This is a genomic window from Halodurantibacterium daqingense, assembly GCF_042666235.1.
Classification (GTDB): domain Bacteria; phylum Pseudomonadota; class Alphaproteobacteria; order Rhodobacterales; family Rhodobacteraceae; genus Halodurantibacterium; species Halodurantibacterium daqingensis.
This window is the reverse complement of record NZ_JBHTFQ010000001.1, coordinates 489763-507453: the sequence shown is the minus strand read 5'-3', so window position 1 is coordinate 507453 and position 17691 is coordinate 489763. Positions and strand designations below refer to the sequence as shown.

Annotated in this window: 17 protein-coding genes; 11 read left to right on the top strand and 6 right to left on the bottom strand. The window is 66.5% G+C overall.

The genetic code is table 11. The annotated features are described in order from the left end of the window. Positions 1–109 precede the first annotated feature (109 nt). Together ACFQXB_RS02570 and ACFQXB_RS02565 are read left to right on the top strand one after the other, a co-directional pair. Entirely contained in the window at positions 110–499 is a 390-nt protein-coding gene (locus ACFQXB_RS02570) for a DUF983 domain-containing protein (protein ID WP_377398621.1), read from the top strand. Further along, positions 496–1173: an NUDIX hydrolase gene (locus tag ACFQXB_RS02565; protein WP_377398618.1), complete on the top strand. Its 678-nt coding sequence runs from the start codon at positions 496–498 to the stop codon at positions 1171–1173. Before ACFQXB_RS02570 ends, ACFQXB_RS02565 begins: the two co-directional genes overlap by 4 nt. 95 nt (positions 1174–1268) lie before the next feature. Here ACFQXB_RS02565 and ACFQXB_RS02560 read toward each other — a convergent pair whose 3' ends face one another. Continuing rightward, positions 1269–2312, bottom strand: coding sequence for an aldo/keto reductase (locus tag ACFQXB_RS02560; RefSeq protein ID WP_377398615.1), 1044 nt, complete (start codon positions 2310–2312; stop codon positions 1269–1271). 186 nt (positions 2313–2498) lie between these two features. On the opposite strand from ACFQXB_RS02560, the gene ACFQXB_RS02555 reads away from it, so the two are divergent. Further along, on the top strand, positions 2499–3722 hold the full coding sequence (locus ACFQXB_RS02555; RefSeq protein WP_377398612.1) for an MFS transporter: 1224 nt from the start codon (positions 2499–2501) through the stop codon (positions 3720–3722). Positions 3723–3804: 82 nt separating this feature from the next. Then, positions 3805–5277, top strand: a complete 1473-nt coding sequence (locus tag ACFQXB_RS02550) for an ABC transporter substrate-binding protein (RefSeq protein ID WP_377398609.1) — start codon at positions 3805–3807, stop codon at positions 5275–5277. A gap of 109 nt (positions 5278–5386) precedes the next feature. Here the strand turns inward: ACFQXB_RS02550 and ACFQXB_RS02545 are convergent, their stop codons facing one another. Further along, positions 5387–5731, bottom strand: coding sequence for a hypothetical protein (locus tag ACFQXB_RS02545; protein WP_377398606.1), 345 nt, complete (start codon positions 5729–5731; stop codon positions 5387–5389). Between the two features lie 228 nt (positions 5732–5959). Beyond that, a complete protein-coding gene (locus ACFQXB_RS02540; RefSeq protein ID WP_377398603.1) occupies positions 5960–6685 on the bottom strand; it encodes a L,D-transpeptidase in 726 nt (241 codons plus the stop codon). Between the two features lie 229 nt (positions 6686–6914). Between ACFQXB_RS02540 and ACFQXB_RS02535 the strand changes: the two genes are divergently transcribed. The 6 genes from ACFQXB_RS02535 to ACFQXB_RS02510 are packed head-to-tail and all read left to right on the top strand — an operon-like array spanning position 6915 to position 13423. Next, a complete protein-coding gene (locus tag ACFQXB_RS02535; protein WP_377398600.1) occupies positions 6915–7859 on the top strand; it encodes an ABC transporter permease in 945 nt (314 codons plus the stop codon). Beyond that, complete coding sequence (locus ACFQXB_RS02530; RefSeq protein ID WP_377398597.1) at positions 7856–8674, top strand: ABC transporter permease; 819 nt, start codon at positions 7856–7858, stop codon at positions 8672–8674. Before ACFQXB_RS02535 ends, ACFQXB_RS02530 begins: the two co-directional genes overlap by 4 nt. Then, a complete protein-coding gene (locus ACFQXB_RS02525; protein WP_377398594.1) occupies positions 8671–10269 on the top strand; it encodes an ABC transporter ATP-binding protein in 1599 nt (532 codons plus the stop codon). Before ACFQXB_RS02530 ends, ACFQXB_RS02525 begins: the two co-directional genes overlap by 4 nt. Then, a complete protein-coding gene (locus ACFQXB_RS02520; RefSeq protein ID WP_377398591.1) occupies positions 10250–11692 on the top strand; it encodes an aldehyde dehydrogenase family protein in 1443 nt (480 codons plus the stop codon). The genes ACFQXB_RS02525 and ACFQXB_RS02520 overlap by 20 nt, the downstream gene beginning before the upstream one ends. 4 nt (positions 11693–11696) lie before the next feature. After that, the gene (locus tag ACFQXB_RS02515; protein ID WP_377398588.1) at positions 11697–12437 is read left to right on the top strand and encodes a glucose 1-dehydrogenase; all 741 of its coding nucleotides are present in this window, start codon (positions 11697–11699) and stop codon (positions 12435–12437) included. Then, positions 12437–13423, top strand: a complete 987-nt coding sequence (locus ACFQXB_RS02510; RefSeq protein WP_377398585.1) for a P1 family peptidase — start codon at positions 12437–12439, stop codon at positions 13421–13423. Before ACFQXB_RS02515 ends, ACFQXB_RS02510 begins: the two co-directional genes overlap by 1 nt. Here ACFQXB_RS02510 and ACFQXB_RS02505 read toward each other — a convergent pair. After that, positions 13420–14205, bottom strand: coding sequence for an alpha/beta hydrolase (locus ACFQXB_RS02505; protein ID WP_377398582.1), 786 nt, complete (start codon positions 14203–14205; stop codon positions 13420–13422). The two genes, ACFQXB_RS02510 and ACFQXB_RS02505, sit on opposite strands and share 4 nt — an antisense overlap. Before the next feature lie 86 nt (positions 14206–14291). Here ACFQXB_RS02505 and ACFQXB_RS02500 point away from each other — a divergent pair, with 86 nt between their 5' ends. Further along, positions 14292–15770, top strand: a complete 1479-nt coding sequence (locus tag ACFQXB_RS02500; RefSeq protein ID WP_377398579.1) for an NAD-dependent succinate-semialdehyde dehydrogenase — start codon at positions 14292–14294, stop codon at positions 15768–15770. 68 nt (positions 15771–15838) lie between these two features. Here the strand turns inward: ACFQXB_RS02500 and ACFQXB_RS02495 are convergent, their stop codons facing one another. Both ACFQXB_RS02495 and glcF read right to left on the bottom strand, forming a co-directional pair. Continuing rightward, a complete protein-coding gene (locus tag ACFQXB_RS02495; protein ID WP_377398576.1) occupies positions 15839–16291 on the bottom strand; it encodes an Hsp20 family protein in 453 nt (150 codons plus the stop codon). A gap of 113 nt (positions 16292–16404) precedes the next feature. Further along, positions 16405–17691: a glycolate oxidase subunit GlcF gene (glcF, locus tag ACFQXB_RS02490; RefSeq protein ID WP_377398573.1), complete on the bottom strand. Its 1287-nt coding sequence runs from the start codon at positions 17689–17691 to the stop codon at positions 16405–16407.

Sequence of the window (17691 nt, the reverse complement as noted above, 5' to 3'; positions counted from 1 at the left end):
CAACAAGTTGACCTGCGGCGATGTCGCAGATGGGGCTTTTCAACGCCGTCATGATCATTACCTTTGAACGTCAGGCCCCCTGTGGGCCGAAGCAAGAGAGTGAGCAGCCATGCACGGGGATGAGGAACGGCCACTTGGGCCAGCAGTGAAACGGGGGTGGCGCCGACGGTGCCCCAATTGCGGCTCGGGTGCGCTGCTTCAGGGGTATCTCCGGGTGCGGGACACCTGCCCGGAATGCGGCGAGGATCTGCATCATCACCGCGCCGATGACGGCCCGGCCTATCTGACCATTCTTGTCGTGGGCCATATCCTCGCGCCGGCGTTTCTTTGGGTCTATGCCGCCTGGCGTCCGGAACCCCTGGTGACGATCACCCTGTTTTCGATCGGGACGGTCGCGCTGTCGCTTTACCTTCTGCCCCGGCTCAAGGGTGTGATCGTCGGCATCCAGTGGGCCAAGCGGATGCACGGCTTCAGCCCCCATCGCGAACCGCAATCATGACATCCCGACAGATCGGCGCGCCGCCGATCCGCGATGCGGCCAGCGTCGTGCTGCTGCGAGAGGGGCCACAGGGCCCCGAGGTGCTGATGGGGCAGCGGGGCGCTTCAGCGGCCTTCATGCCTTCGAAATTCGTCTTTCCCGGCGGCGCGGTCGATGCAGCGGATGCGCGTGTCCCGCTGGCTGATCAATTGCCCGCCCCCTGCGCGGCCCGCCTGTCCGAAGGCGGTTGCAGTGCCACGGCTCTTGCAGTTGCGGCGATCCGGGAACTTGCGGAGGAAACCGGCCTGCTTCTGGCGCAGCCCGGCGCCTGGCCCGATGCGCCCCCGGGATGGGAGGCCTTTGCCGCGGCAGGTCTTCGTCCCAGCGCGGCGGCGCTGCGGTTTTTCTTTCGCGCCATTACCCCGCCCGGACGATCGCGCCGGTTCGACGCGCGTTTCTTCCTTGCCCGCGCCGAAGATGTCGCGGGCGATGCCGACGATTTCAGCCGCGCCTGCGATGAGCTGAGTTCCCTGCAATGGATCCCCCTGCAGATCGTGCGCCAGTTCGACCTGCCCTTCATCACCGAGGTGGTGCTGGCCGAGGTCGGCGAGATCCTGCTGGCCGGCGGACGGATCCCGAGCGTGCCGTTCTTCGACAGTTCCGGTGAAAGGTCGGTCTTTCGCCGGATCGCCTAGCGCCACCGCACGCCCGGGCGGAACGACCCGGAGGAAAGGCGAACCACCGCTTCGCCTGACAGCCCGACATGCCCGGCAACGCCCGGGCCGCGCGTTCAGTAAGGCAAGGGGTGTGCGCGATAGACCCGTGCGATATCCTCAAGCGCCTCGGGCGCAAGCTCCAGTCCTGCCGCGCCCAGCGCAACCAGAAGCTGCGACTGACTGGTTGCGCCCAGGATCGGAATGACCGGGAACGGCCGGCTGCGCAACCAGGCAAGGGCCATCTGCGCCGGATCCAGCCCGTGCGCCTTGGCAACGCCAAGATAGGCCGCCACCGCCTCGAACACGCGCGGCGTGATGCGTCCGCCCAGATCGGGGGTGCGGCTGCGGCGCGTGCCCTCGGGCACCACATCGCCTGCGTATTTCCCGGTCAGAAGCCCCGTCGCAAGCGGCGAATAGGCAAGAAGCGTCACATCCTCGTTCACCGAAAGCTCGGCCAGGTCGGTATCGAAGTGACGGCAGAGCAGCGAATATTCGTTCTGGATCGATTGCACCCGCGGCAGGTTCAGATCCTCTGACAGGCGCAGCCATTGCGCGGTGCCCCAGGCGGTTTCGTTCGACAAGGCGAAATGGCGGATCTTGCCGGCCTCGACCAGCCGCTGCGCGGTTTCGAGAATGTCCTGCATATGGGCCAACGTCACGGCCCGGTCCTGGGACGAAGGATCATAGCTCCAGTGCTTGCGGAAATGATAGGATCCGCGGTTCGGCCAATGCAGCTGATAAAGGTCGATCACATCCGTCCGCAGCCGCCCGAGCGAGCCTTCCACGGCCTCGACCAGCGTCGCCGGAGTTATGGGCGCGCCGGCGCGCACCGCCCCCTGTCCCTGGCCGGTGATCTTGGTGGCGATGATCCAGTCGTTCCGGCGCCCCGATTTCGCAATCCAGCTGCCGATGAATTCCTCGGTGCGGCCCATGGTTTCCGCAGACACCGGATTGGTCGGATACATCTCGGCGGTGTCCATGAAGTTCACCCCGTGATCCTGCGCCATGGCGATCTGCGCATGGGCCTCGGCCTCTGTGTTCTGCGTGCCCCAGGTCATCGTGCCAAGGCAGAATTCGGACACCATCAGGCCGGATCGGCCAAGCGGAAGCTGTTTCATCTCGGTTCCCCATCGATTGCGCGCCAGAGCCTAGCGAGAGTGGCCCCGAGGGCAAGAGCCATCGGTCAGATCGCGGCGCACCTTGCTGCAACCAGAGGCCGCAAGCGACGTGAAAATGTCGCCCAGGTGACAGACCGCCCGCGCCGCAGCGGGCCTTCTGGCGGGGTTGCCTGCCGGACGGACCCCATGCGCCTCTTGATCTCCTTTGCTGCCCTCTTCTGCTCGGTCGTGCTGTTGCAACTCGGTTCGGGTGGGGTGGCGCCGCTGGATGCGGTTTCGGGGGTGGTTCTCGGGTTTTCGGCGGTCGAAGTGGGGCTCTTGGGCTCGGCGCATTTCTTCGGCTTCTTCATCGGCTGCTGGTGGGCGCCCCGCCTGATGGGCGCGGTGGGCCATTCGCGGGCCTTCGCAGCCTTTACCGCCGCCGGCACCATCGGCATTCTTGCGCATATGCTGGTCATCGATCCCTATGCCTGGTCGCTGATGCGGATGGCCTCGGGGCTTTGTGTGGCGGGCTGCTACACGATCATCGAGGCCTGGCTTCAGGCAAAGGTCACCAATGAAACGCGCGGCCGGGCGATGGGCGTCTATCGGGTGGTCGATATCGGCGGCAGCCTTGGGGCACAGCTGTTGATCGGGGTGCTGGAGCCTGCCTCTTACGTCTCCTACAACCTGCTGGCGCTGTTTTGCTGCGCGGCGCTGTTTCCGCTGACCCTGAGTCGGGCCGAGGCGCCCGAAACCGGCGAGGCACCGCGGCTGCGCCCGCGGCTTGCCTGGGACCGTTCGCCCCTTGCCGCGGTGGGCGTGGTGGTCTCGGGTGTGACCGGCGCCGCCTTCCGGATGGTCGGGCCGGTCTATGGCCTGGCCGTGGGGCTTTCGGCCGATCTGATCGCGCTGTTTCTGGCGGCCTTCGTCCTGGGCGGCGCAATCGCGCAGGTGCCGGTGGGCTGGCTTGCCGACAAATACGATCGCCGTACCGTTCTGATCTGGCTGTCGGTGGCCTCGATCCTCGCCTGCGGCATCACCATCGCCGTCAGCACGGCCGGGGCGGTGGCGGTGTTCCTCGCGGCCGGTTTCTTCGGCTTCACGACGTTTCCGATCTATTCCGTCTCGGCCGCCCATGCCCATGATTTTGCAGAAACCGCCGAACGGGTCGAGCTTTCGGCGGCGCTCATGTTCCTTTATGCGGTGGGGGCAATCGCGAGCCCGCTTGCCGCATCGGTGCTGATCGGCGGCTTTGGTCCGGCGGGGATGTTCGTCTTCCTCGCGCTGGCACATCTGGGCCTGGTGTTCTTCGGCCTCGCGCGGCGGCAGGTCCGGCCGGCACCCTCGGGCCGCACGGGATATGTGTATATGCCGCGCACATCCTTCCTGATCGGGCGCCTTCTGGGGCGCGGGCCTGACCGGCGCTGAGCGGCTCGGCCGCTTTCACACCGCTTGATCGGCAGCACAAAGCGGTCAATCATGCCGCAAAACCAACTGGGAAGGAACGTCCATGCTGACCCGCCTGAAACTGAGCCTTGCTGCGCTGCTGCTCTCTGCCGCCCCCCTCTGGGCGCAGAGCGACAGCATCAGCATCGGAATGGTGCTTGAGCCGCCGAACCTTGACCCGACGGCGGGCGCCGCCGCTGCGATCCGCGAAGTGACCTATGCCAATATCTTCGAGGGCCTGACCCGCTTTGGCCCCGATGGCGCGGTTCTGCCGGCGCTGGCACAGGACTGGGAGATTTCGGACGACGGGCTGCGCTATACCTTCCGTCTGCGCGAAGGTGTGCAGTTTCACGACGGCACTGCCTTTTCGGCCGAGGACGTGAAGTTCTCGCTGGATCGCGCCCGTGCCGAAGACAGCACCAATGCGCAGAAGCAGCTTTTTGCCGCCATTTCCGAGGTGACGGTGGTTGATCCGGCGACGGTCGAGGTCACGCTTTCCGAACCCGACGGGGCATTCCTGTTCAACATGGCCTGGGGAGACGCGGTGATCCTGTCGCCCAGGAGTGCGGACAACAACGCGACCAATCCGATCGGCACCGGCCCGTTCCGCTTTCAGCGCTGGGTGCAGGGTGACCGGATCGAGCTGGAGCGGTTCGAGGATTACTGGGGCGAGGCGCCCGCCCTGGCCCGCGCCACCTTCCGCTTCATTTCGGACCCCAGCGCGGCCTATGCCGCGATGATGGCCGGCGACGTCGATGCCTTCCCGAACTTCCCCGCCCCCGAAACCCTGGCGCAGTTCGAGGCCGATCCGCGCTTTTCGGTCATCGTCGGCTCGACCGAGGGCGAGACGATCCTGGCGATGAACCATGCCCATCCCGCACTTGGCGATGACCGGGTCCGCGCCGCACTGGCCCATGCGATCAAACGGCAGGAAATCATCGACGGCGCGATGTTCGGCTATGGCACGCCGATCGGCACACATTTCGCGCCACACCATCCGGATTATCTCGATCTCACTGACCTGACGCCGCATGATCCCGACCGCGCCCGCGCCTTGCTCGAGGAAGCCGGGGCAACGGGGCTCAGCCTGCGCCTGATGCTGCCGCCCCCGTCCTATGCCCGCCGGGGCGGAGAGATCATTGCCGCCCAGTTGCGCGAGGTCGGGGTCGAGACCCAGATCACCAACATGGAATGGGCGCAATGGCTGGAACAGGTGTTCAACGGCAAGGATTTCGATCTGACCGTCATCAGCCATACCGAGCCGATGGACATCAACATCTACGCCCGGCCGGACTATTACTTCGGCTATGACAACCCCGAGATGCAGCGCCTGATGACCGAGCTGCGCGCAACTGCCGATCCCGAGGGCCGCAGCGCCCTGCTGCAACAGGCCCAGCGACTGATCGCCGAAGATCACGCCAACGGCTTCCTGTTCCAGCTTGCCAAGGCCGGCGTCGCCAATGCCGGAATCGAAGGGCTTTGGGAAAACGCGCCGGTGCCAGCGAACGATCTGACCGGTGTGCGCTGGCGCCAATAGGCAGACCATGAAGACGAAAAGGCCCCGGAACTGATCCGGGGCCCTTGTCCTGGCGCATCGCCTGAAGAAGCACCGTCCGCAGGCGCCCCAGGACCGGCTTTTCGTTTTCTTATCCCGCTATGGTCTTGCCCGGACGCAGATCCTCGACACTGTCGCGGCGGCGCACCTCATCTTGCGCACGGCGCAGCGCGCAGTTGAGGAAATGCAGCTTGCTGTGACTTCCGGCATCGGCGCCAACCGCGGCGCTTCCCGCAGGCTCGGCCTTGCCGCGAATTTCCCGCCGCTGGCGATTGGCAATGCTCCGCGCGCGGTCGCGACGCTCGCGCAGGCGCAGGATCAGATCCTGCAGATCGGCATCGGTCAGACGCCCGAGCCGCGGATAGCGGGCCGCCTGCGCCAGTTCACGCTCGTCCCGGCTCAGCGCCCGGGCCTCCTCCTTGCGATGATCTGCCATTGCCCCTCCTTGCCCGCATCCGTCACGCCCCTGACGCACCGGAGCGGTTGAATTCAGGACTGAAACGCGACGGCGCGCCCCAGGTTCCCCGAAATGCCCGGTTCTGCACCGGGCAGTGGATATCCCGCACGGAAAAGGGGCAGCGCTGCCGCTGCCCCCTCCTCGTTCTGAAGAATATCATTGCCGCGCCAGAGCTACCCGCCCGTCATGCCGCCGCGTGAAGCTGCCTCAGCGGGCGACGACCTCGAGATCCTGGATCACCGTCTCGGGCGGCTGCGGACCCTCCAGCCGGCGCGATTCCGCCTCGGAACGCACCCGCATCTGCGCGCCGCGCGGCACGCGGTCGTAAAGATCGAGGATATCCTGATTGAACAGCCGGATGCAGCCCGCCGAAGTCTGGTTTCCGATCGAGGCCACATCGTTCGTGCCATGAATCCGGTACATCGTATCGCGCCCGTTGCGGTAGAGATAAAGCGCCCGCGCCCCCAGAGGATTCTCCAGCCCGCCCGACATGCCGGCGCGATAGGGGCCGTAAATATCCGGATCGGTCCGGATCATGTTCGCCGTGGGCGTCCAGGCGGGCCATTCAGCCTTGCGCCCGACAGTGGCCGAGCCACGGAACCCCCTGCCCTCGCGCCCGACGGCGATGCGATAGCGCATCGCCTCGCCCGGCGCCGTCACCAGATAGAGGAACTTGGCATGCGGATCGACAACGATCGTGCCAGGACGCTCGGTGCCATTATAGGCCACCTGCTGACGCCGGTTGATCGGATCAAGATACTGCGGCGGCACCGCCGGGATCAGGATGTCCCCGTCCTGGATCGCCTCATAGCCGGGAACGACCTGCGGTTCGGGCGGGGCTTCCTGTTCCAGCGGGGGGGCGGAACAGGCCGCAAGGCCGACAGCCGCGGCGATAAGCAGCGCCCTCAGGGGGCCTCGGACGGTGAGAGTCATGGCAGAACGGATTCCTTTCGTAGCGACCCGGATAACCCCTTGGGGCAAGCGCGGTTCCGCCGAAAGCGTCACGAAACCTGTTGAGGGTCAAGTAGATCGTTGCCATTCCGCCACAGGGGTGCTCATGAAGTCACAGATCTTCTTCAGCTTCCTCTGCCCGCAGACCAATTCGCGTCTGGACCCGGAAGAGATGCGGTTCTAACGTGGCCGCGCAGAAATCCGAGGGTGCATGATCCGCTATACGCTCAGCCGGCTTTTATCGCTTGTCCTCAGCCTGATCGCGGCCAGTGTCGTGATCTTTGCGGTGATCGAAGTCATTCCGGGGGATCCGGCCTCGTACATGCTGGGGATGAACGCGGCGCCCGAAACCGTGGCGGCGCTGCGGCGCGATCTGGGGCTCGATGCGGGGCCGGTTGCGCGCTATCTGGGCTGGATCGGCGGGATGCTGACCGGCGATTTCGGCACGTCCTACACCTATCGCGTCCCGGTGGCCGAGCTTGTGCAGGCGCGGCTGGGCGTGTCGCTGCCCCTGACGCTTTACGCGCTTCTGTTGTCGGTGGTGATCGCCTTCCCGGTGGGCCTGATCGCGGCCAGCCGGCGGGGCGGCGCAGCCGACATCGGCATCATGGGCGTCACGCAGCTGGGCATCGCCATCCCCAACTTCTGGTTCGCAATGCTGCTGGTGCTGGTATTTTCGATCCACCTGCGCTGGTTTTCGGCGGGCGGCTTTCCGGGGTGGGACAACGGGTTCTGGCCCAATATCCAGGCGCTGACCCTGCCGGCCGTGGCGCTGGCCCTGCCGCAGGCGTCGATCCTGGCCCGGGTCATGCGCTCGGCCGTGCTCGAGGTGCTGGGGCAGGATTACATCCGCACCGCCCGCGCCAAGGGGCTCAGCCGCCGTCAGACGGTGTTTCGCCACGCCCTGCGCAACGCGCTGATCCCGGTGCTGACGATCATCGGTCTGCAGTTCTCATTCCTTCTTGCCGGAGCCATCATCATCGAGAACGTGTTCTTCCTTCCGGGGTTGGGACGGCTGATCTTTCAGGGCATCACCCAGCGCGATCTGATCGTGGTGGAATCGGTGGTGATGCTGCTTGTCTTTGCCGTGATCCTGGTGACCTTTCTTGTCGATCTGGCCTATGCCGCCGTTGATCCGAGGTTGCGCAAACGATGAAACTGCCGCTGTCGCTTGTCCTCGGGGCCGTTCTGGCCGGCATCGCGGCGCTTGCCGCGCTGGTTTCCTTTGTCTGGACGCCCTATCCCGTCACGGGGATGAACATCGCCGGGCGGCTCTTGCCGCCGGGGGGGGCGCATCTGCTGGGCACCGATCATTTCGGGCGCGACATCCTGTCGATGCTGATGGTCGGCGCGCGCACCTCGATTGCCGTGGCGATCGTGGCCGTTGGCCTTGGGGTTCTGCTTGGCGTGCCGCTGGGACTGGTCGCCGCCGCACGTCGGGGAAGCCTTGTGGACGAGATCATCATGCGCGGCAACGACCTGATCTTTGCCTTCCCCGCACTGGTGATCGCGATCCTGATCACCGCAGTCTTCGGCCCTTCGGCGGTCAATGCGATCATCGCCATCGGCATCTTCAACACCCCCGTCTTTGCCCGCGTCACCCGGGGGGCGGCGCTCTCGCTCTGGACGCTGGACTATATCCGCGCGGCCGAGGTGGCGGGCAAGGGCACCAGCCGGATCTCGGTTGAACATATCCTGCCCAATATCGCCAACATCCTGATCGTGCAGGGCACGATCCAGTTCTCGCTTGGGATCCTCGCCGAGGCAGGGCTGTCCTATGTCGGGCTGGGGGCGCAACCGCCCACCCCCAGCTGGGGCCGGATGCTGGCCGAGGCGCAGACGATGATCGGCCTTGCCCCGCATCTGGCGCTTCTGCCGGGCATGGCCATCGTGCTGACGGTGCTGGGGCTGAACCTGATGGGCGACGGTCTGCGCGACATTCTTGACCCCCGGCTGAGGCGCGCGCGATGAGCCTCCTGTCGGTCGAAAACCTTTCCGTGACGATTCACGACACGCCGATCCTGCGCGACGTGTCCTTTGCGGTGGAACCCGGGCAGGTTGTGGGCCTGGTGGGCGAAAGCGGCTCGGGAAAGTCGATGACCTCGCTTGCGGTGATGGGCCTTCTGCCGGCAGGTGCGCGGGCGACGGGGCGCGTGATGATGGGCGGGCAGGACCTGCTGTCCCTGTCGGACCCGGCGATGTGCCGCGTCCGGGGCAATCAGATCGGCATGATCTTTCAGGAACCCATGACCGCGCTGAACCCGGTGCAGACCATCGGCGATCAGGTTGCCGAAACCCTGGTGATCCACGGCGCTGCCCGCCGGAGCGACGCGCTCAAGATGGCCCGCGACCGGCTGGACCGCGTGGGCCTTGCCCGCTTTCCGCTGGAACGCTTCCCGCACGAGCTTTCGGGCGGGCAGCGGCAACGGGTCTGCATTGCCATGGCGGTTGCCCTGCGTCCGCGCCTGCTGATCGCCGATGAACCGACCACAGCGCTTGACGTGACCACACAGGCGCAGATCCTTGACCTGCTGAAGGGTCTGGTGGCGGAAGAGGGCATGTCGCTTCTGCTCATCACCCATGATCTTGCGGTGGTGGCGGGCGTGGCTGACCGGGTCGCGGTCATGCAATCGGGCGCGATCGTCGAGGCGGACGCGACCGAGCCGCTGTTCCGCGCCCGCCGGCACGACTATACCCGCCGGCTTTTCGCGGCCTCAAGCCATGTGCCAAAGCGGATCGCGCAGGCAACCGACCGGCCCCTGCTGCAGGTCGATGGCGCGGTGCGCGACTATACGCTGCCGCGCAGCAGCCTTTTCGGCCCGGCCCCGAAACTGCGGGCGGTGAAGGGCGCAAGCTTTACCCTGCATGAAGGGGAAAGCCTGGGCCTTGTGGGGGAATCCGGCTGTGGAAAATCCACCCTCACCCGCGCGATCCTGGGGTTGGAGCCGTTGCAGGCCGGGCGCATCACCCTTGACGGGGAACGGATCGTGGCGGGCCGTGTGCCGTCAGCGGTGCGGGCCAAGGTGCAGGTGGTCTTTCAGGATCCCTATGGCAGCTTCAATCCGCGCCACCGGGTCGAGCGCCTTGTGGCCGAGCCCTTCCACCTGGCCCCCGCAAGGGACCGGCGCGCACGGGTGGCAGAGGCGCTGACCGACGTCGGCCTCAAACCCGATGACATGGACAAGTATATCCACGAGTTTTCCGGCGGGCAGCGCCAGCGCATCGCCATCGCGCGCGCCCTGATCATCCGCCCCAAGCTCATCGTGCTGGACGAGGCTGTTTCGGCGCTGGATGTGCGGGTGCGGGCGCAGATCCTTGACCTGCTCGCCGATCTGCAGGGGCGGATGGGGCTGTCGTACCTCTTCATCAGCCATGACCTGTCGGTGGTGCGCGCCATCACCGACCGGGTGATGGTGATGAAGGCCGGTGAAATCGTGGAAAGCGGCGAAACGGGCGCGGTCTTTGACCGCCCGCGCCATGGCTATACCCGGGAGTTGCTGGCCGCCACGCCACAGATCCCGGCTGACTGGATGCGAAGGAGCGAGGATGAAGGAACTCTGGTTTGACCCGTCGCAGGTCTTCATCGACGGCAGGTGGCGCGGCGTCGCGGACCATCTGCCGGTGGTCGACCCTTCGACAGGCGCGACAGTCGCGCAGATCGCCCGCGGCACTGCCGCCGACATAGACGAAGCCGTCGCAGCGGCCGAAGCCGCGCTTGCCGGCCCGTGGGGCAGGATGACAGCCACCGAACGCGGCCGGGTTCTGGCGCGGATCGGCCAGCTTGTGACCGAACACGCCGAAACGCTTGCGCTGATCGAGGCGCAGGATGTGGGCAAGCCGCTCAAACAGGCGCGGGCCGACGCCCATGCCCTTGCCCGCTACATGGAGTTCTATGCCGGCGCCGCCGACAAGGTGATGGGCGAAACCATCCCCTATCTGGAAGGCTATACCGTCTATACGCTGCGGGAACCGCATGGGGTGACGGGCCATATCATCCCCTGGAACTATCCGATGCAGATCATCGGCCGTTCGGTCGGCGCGGCGCTGACGATGGGCAATGCCTGTGTGCTGAAACCGGCCGAGGAAGCCTGCCTGACCGCCCTTGCCTTCGCCGATCTGGCGCGTCAGGCAGGCCTGCCCGACGGGGCGCTGAACGTGGTGCCGGGCCTGGGCGCCGAGGCCGGCGCGGCGCTTTCGGGCCATCGCGGGCTGCACCACATCTCGTTCACCGGCTCGGTTCCGACGGGGATGGCCATCCAGGCGGCAGCGGCGCGAAATGTGATTCCGGTGACGCTGGAGCTGGGCGGCAAGTCGCCGCAACTGGTCTTTGACGATGCCGATATCGAGGCCGCGCTGCCCTTCCTCGTGAATGCGGGGATCCAGAACGCCGGCCAGACCTGTTCGGCAGGGTCGCGTATCCTGGTTCAGCGTGGGGTCTATGACCGGGTGGTTGCCGAAATGTCGGCGCGGATCTCGGCGCTGACAGTCGGGCCTGCGCTTGCCGACCATGACCTCGGGCCGATGATCTCGGCGCGGCAGAAGGGCATTGTCGAAGGCTTCCTGGCCAAGGCGGGCGATCTTCGGCTGGCCGCGCGGGGTCAGGTGGTGGCGGATGCGCCTGCGGGCGGATCCTATGTTGCGCCGGCGCTGCTTGCCGATGTCGCCCCCGACCACCTGCTTGCGCAGCAGGAGATCTTTGGCCCCGTTCAGGTCGTGATCCCCTTCGACACCGAGGAAGAGGCGCTGCAGATCGCCAATGGCACCGAGTTCGGCCTTGTCGCCTCGGTCTGGTCGGAAAACGGCGCCCGGCAGCTGCGGCTGGCACGGCGGCTGCGGGCGGGTCAGGTTTTCCTCAACAACTACGGCGCTGGGGGCGGCGTGGAACTGCCCTTTGGCGGCACCGGCAAATCCGGCCACGGGCGGGAAAAGGGCTTCGAGGCGCTCTACGGCTTTTCGACGCTCAAGACCGTCGCGGCAAAACATGGGTGAGACGATGAGACTTCAGGACAAGACGGCAATCGTGACCGGCGGCGGTTCGGGATTTGGGGCCGGGATCGTGCGGAAATTCGCCGCGCAGGGCGCGCGGGTCATGGTGGCCGACATCAACCTTGACGCGGCCGAGGCGATCGCCGCCGAGGTGGGTGCCATCGCGCAACCTGTGGACGTGGCCGATGATGCCAGTGTCCAGGCGATGACCGCCGCCGCCCTGGCGGCCTTTGGCGGTCTCGACATCCTGGTGAACAACGCCGGCATCACCCACCTGCCCCAGCCGATGGAAGAGGTGACCGAAGAGGAGTTCGACCGCGTGCTGCGCGTGAACGCGAAATCGGTCTTCCTGACCGCGCGCCACATCGTGCCGGGAATGAAGGCGGCCGGGCGCGGCGCTATTCTCAACGTGGCCTCGACCGCTGGCGTTTCGCCGCGGCCGCGTCTGAGCTGGTACAATGCCTCGAAGGGCTGGATGATCACCGCGACGCGCGCGATGGCGGTCGAGCTTGCGCCCCACGGCGTTCGGGTCAACGCGATCAACCCGGTCGCGGGCGAGACGCCGCTGCTGAAATCCTTCATGGGCGAGGACACGCCGGAAGTGCGGGCAAAGTTCCTTTCGACCATCCCGCTGGGCCGGTTCTCGACCCCGGATGACATGGGCAATGCAGCCGTGTTCCTGTGCTCGGACGAGGCCAGCATGATCACCGGTGTCGCGATGGAAGTCGACGGCGGGCGCTGCATCTGATGCGCCCGGGGCCGCGCAACCTGATCACCGATGTGGCGGGCCTGCGGGTTGGCAATGCCGAAGATCATCACATCCGCACCGGCAGCACCGTGCTGCTGGGCGAAAGGCCCTTCGTGGCCGGCGTGAACGTGATGGGCGGTGCCCCCGGAACCCGCGAAACCGACCTGCTGGCGCCGGACCGGCTGGTGCAGGAAGTGGATGCGCTGGTGCTGTCGGGCGGTTCGGCCTTCGGGCTTGATGCGGCCTCGGGTGTGGCGGACGGGTTGCGCGAGATGGGGCGTGGCTTTGCCGTGGCGGGGCAGCGGGTGCCGATCGTGCCCGGCGCGATCCTGTTCGATCTGGACAACGGCGGCGACAAGGCCTGGCGCGAAAACCCCTACAAGGGGCTGGGCCGCGCCGCCCTTGCCGGGGCAGCTGCCGATTTTGCCCTCGGCACGGCGGGCGCCGGCACCGGGGCGACAACGCAAGGGCTTCGGGGGGGGCTTGGCTCGGCCTCGGTGGTGCTGGAAAGCGGGCTGACCGTGGGCGCGCTGGTGGCGGTCAATGCGGTCGGTTCGGTCGTGGTGCCGGGAAGCCGCGCCTTCTGGGCCGCCCCGTGGGAGATGGGCGACGAGTTCGGCGCCGTCCCCCTGCCCCAACAGTTCCGGCCGAGCCATGAACCGGCCCCCAGCAAGGCGCCGGGTGCTGCAACGACCATCGCGATCGTCGCCACCGACGCCGCGCTGACCCAGGCACAGGCCACCCGTCTGGCCACGGCCGCGCAGGACGGGATCGCCCGCGCCATCGTGCCCAGCCACACGCCGCTTGACGGGGATCTGGTGTTTGCCGCCGCCACTGGGGCCAAGGCGCTTGCCGATCCGGGGGGCGATGCCTACCGGCTGGGCCATGCGGCGGCCGTCTGCCTGGCGCGGGCCATCGCCCGCGCCATCTTCCACGCAAGCCCCCTGCCCGAAGGCGACGGCTTTCCGGCCTGGTGCAGGCTCTAGATCCCGCCCAGGATCACCTGCATCAGCGGGCTGTCGGGCTGTTCCAGCCCCTCGATCACGTTGAAATGGTGCTGCCCCGGCGCGCGCGTCAGCGGGCAGTCCCAGGCCTCGGCAAGCCAGCGCGCCTGATCAAGGAAGGCCGGGCGTTCCGCCCCACCGACCCAGACATGCAGATCGACCGCAGGGCGTGGGTGCAGCATCGGGCTTTCCGTCGCGGCCTCGGTCGGATCAAGACCAAGATCGGCGTGCATCCTGGTCTGCATCAGCGGCCGCAGATCAGAAAGCGGCGATATCGGCACCACGCGGGCCACACGCCCCCTAACCGCCAGCCCCACATCCGCGCAGACCGCCCGCGCCACAAGATGCCCGCCCGCCGAATGGCCGGTCAGCACGATCGGCCCCGCCACCTTGGCGCCGATGATGGCAATGGCCGCGGCCACTTCACGCGTCATGTCGGCGATGCGGGCGGCGGGGGCAAGCGTATAGCCTGGCATCGCAACGGCCCAACCCACCTCCAGGGCCCCCGCCGCCAGATGCGACCAGTCCCGGGGGCCGAACGCCAGCCAATAGCCCCCATGCACGAAGATCATCACCCCGCGCGGCGCGCCCTGCGGCAGGAACAGGTCAAAGACCTGCCGCGCTGCGGGGCCATAGGCAATGCCGCAGCGCGCGCGTGGTCCCAGCCGGGCGCGCAGGGCGGCGGATGCCGCGGCCCAGCGCGGCGGGAAGGTCTCGGCGCCGGGAATGAAGGCCGCGTTGGCATAAGCGTCATCCAGGCTCATCCCGCCCCACTTTCTGTTCCGCCTGGCTGGACATCCTGTCCCGCCCCATGCTTTCAATCGACAAACAGGATGACCCGGAGGATTCCATGCTCGATTCCGTGACTGATCTGCGCTCCCTTCTAAAGGATCCCGCGCTGCTTGCCACCCGCGCCTATATCGCGGGCGAGTGGGTCGAAGCGGATGACGGCGCGACCTTCGACGTCCGCAACCCGGCGCGCGGCGATGTCATCTGCAGCGTTCCGGACCTGAGCCGCGCAGAAGCCGCCCGCGCCATTGCCGCAGCCGAAGGCGCCCAGAAGGAATGGGCCGCCCGCACCGCAAAGGAGCGTGCCAACATCCTGCGCACCTGGTTCAACCTGATGATGGAGAACCAGGACGATCTCGCCCGTATCCTGACCGCCGAAATGGGCAAACCCCTGACCGAGGCGAAGGGCGAGATCGCCTATGGCGCCAGCTTCATCGAATGGTTCGCCGAAGAGGGCAAGCGCATCTATGGCGAAACCATTCCGGGGCACATGCCGGACAAGCGCCTGACGGTCATCCGCCAGCCGATCGGGGTTGCGGCCTCGATCACGCCCTGGAACTTTCCCAATGCGATGATCACGCGCAAATGCGGCCCTGCCCTGGCCGCGGGTTGCGGCTTTGTCGCGCGCCCTGCGGCGGAAACGCCGCTTTCGGCGCTCGCGCTTGCGGTGCTGGCCGAACGCGCAGGCCTGCCTAGGGGGATCTTTTCGGTCATCACCTCCAGCCGCTCGTCCGATATCGGCAAGGAGTTCTGCGAAAACCCGACCGTGCGCAAGCTGAGCTTCACCGGTTCAACCGAAGTCGGCCGCATCCTGCTGCGTCAGGCCGCCGATCAGATCATGAAATGCTCGATGGAACTGGGCGGCAACGCACCCTTCATCGTCTTTGATGATGCCGATCTCGACGAGGCTGTGAAAGGCGCGATGGCTTCGAAGTTCCGCAACAATGGGCAGACCTGCGTCTGCGCCAACCGGATCTATGTGCAGGCCGGCGTCTATGACGCCTTCGCCGAAAAGCTGGCTGCGGCCGTGGACAAGATGCGCGTCGGCGACGGGCTGAAAGACGGCGTCGATGCTGGCCCTCTCATCAACGAGGATGCTGTCGGCAAGGTCGAACAGCACATCCAGGACGTGCTTGACCACGGCGGGCAGGTGCTGACCGGCGGCAAGCGGCACGATCTGGGCGGCACCTTCTTCCAGCCCACGGTCGTGACCGGCGTGACCCAGAAGATGCGCGTCGCGCATGAGGAAACCTTTGGCCCCCTCGCCCCCCTGTTCCGCTTCGAGACCGAGGAAGAGGCGATCCGGCTGGCCAATGACACGATCTTTGGCCTGGCTGCCTATTTCTACGCCCGCGACATCGGGCGGGTGACGCGGGTTCAGGAAGGGCTCGAATACGGGATCGTGGGCGTGAACACCGGCATCATCTCGACCGAAGTTGCGCCCTTCGGCGGGGTCAAGCAATCCGGCCTTGGCCGCGAAGGCAGCCGCCACGGGATCGAGGATTACCTCGAGATGAAATACATCTGCACCTCGATCTGAGGCGCAAAGGACCGGAATGCAAAAGGGCGTGCCTTGGCACGCCCTTCGTCGTCAACACCGGTTGCCGGTCAGTTGACCTGCCGGGCCTCGATCTGCGGGGCCGAGGCAATCTCGATCCGGCGCGGCTTCAGCGCCTCGGGCATTTCGCGCACGAGGTCGATATGCAGCATTCCGTCCGCATGGGTGGCGCCCGTCACGCGCACATGGTCGGCCAGGTGGAAGCGGCGCTCAAACGCGCGGGTGGCGATCCCACGGTGCAGATAGACGCGGCCTTCATCCTCGTCAGCCTTGCGGGCCGAAATATGCAGCGCGTTTTCCTTCACCTCGACCGAAAGCTCGGCCGCGGTAAAGCCCGCAACGGCCACCGAGATGCGATAGGCGTTCTCGTCGGTCTTTTCGATGTTGTAGGGCGGATAGGTGGGCTGGGCGACCTCACTGGTCAGAACCCGGTCCATCAGGTCGGCAACGCGGTCGAATCCCACGGTTGCCCGGTAAAGCGGCGACAGATCAAAGCTGCGCATGGTCATCCTCCTGAAGAAGCGATGTATGTGATGCCCTCCCAGCCGGGACGGGCAGAACCCCGGGCCCTTGTGGCACCCGGATACCGCTCAGGTGGGAAGCCTTGGCGCCCCTGTCAAGAGGTCAGCGCAGCGGGTTTCGGCCCGCCCATGGCCCAGTCCAGAAGCTCGACCGTATGCACCACCGGAATGCCCGTGCCCGAGCCGATCTGCATCATGCAGCCGATATTTCCGGCAGCGATGATGTCGGGCTTGCCTGCCTCCAGCGTCTGAACCTTGCGTGCCTTCAGTTGCGCCGAGATCTCCGGCTGCATGATGTTGTAGGTGCCGGCCGAACCGCAGCAAAGATGGCTGTCCGCAGGTTCCACCACCTCGAACCCCGCGCGTTTCAGCAGATCTTTCGGCGCGGTCTTGACCTTCTGGCCATGCTGGAGCGAACAGGCGGCGTGGTAGGCAACGCGCAGCCCCTTTGGGGCCCCGTCCGGCATCTCCAACCGCTCCAGCAGTTGCGACACGTCAAGGGCGAGCGCAGAGATCTGCGCCGCCTGATCGGCCAGCGCATCCTCGCGGAACATGTGGCCGTAATCCTTGACCGTGGTGCCGCAGCCCGAGGTGTTGATGACGATGGCATCCAGCCCCTCGCCCGCGATCTCGGCCCCCCAGGCACGGATGTTGGCGGCGGCAGACCGGTGGCTTTCTCCGGTTTTTCCCATGTGATGCGTCAGCGCCCCGCAGCAGCCCTGCCCCTTCGTCACCACGACATCGCAGCCCAGCCGACGCAGCAGCCGGATCGTCGCATCGTTGATGTCGGTGTTGAGCGCGCGCTGCGCGCAGCCGGTCATCAGTGCCACCCGCATCCGCCGGGGCGCGGTGGCGGGAAAGACCTGCGCATCGTCGTTCCGGCTGACCGGCGGGATGGTTTTCGGTGCCAGGGCCACCATGGCCCGCAGCCGTGCATCGGGCAGCACATGCGCAAGGGGCCGCACCAGTTTCGCCCCCAGCAGTGCGAGCCGGAACCGCATCGGGTAGGGGAGCACCCGCGCCAGCATCCAGCGGATCGCCCGGTCGCTGAAAGGGCGTTTGTAGGTCGCCTCGATATATTCCCGCGCGTGATCGACCAGATGCATGTAATGCACCCCCGACGGACAGGTGGTCATGCAGGAGAGGCAGGACAGGCAGCGATCGATATGCTTGACCGTCTTTTCATCTGCGGGGCGGCCCTGTTCCAGCATGTCCTTGATCAGGTAGATGCGGCCGCGCGGGCTGTCCAGCTCATCCCCCAGCACCTGATAGGTGGGGCAGGTCGCGGTGCAGAAGCCGCAATGCACGCAGGATCGCAGGATCTCGTTCGAGCGGGCGGTGGCGCTGTCGCGCAGCTGGTCGGCGGTGAAATTCGTCTGCAT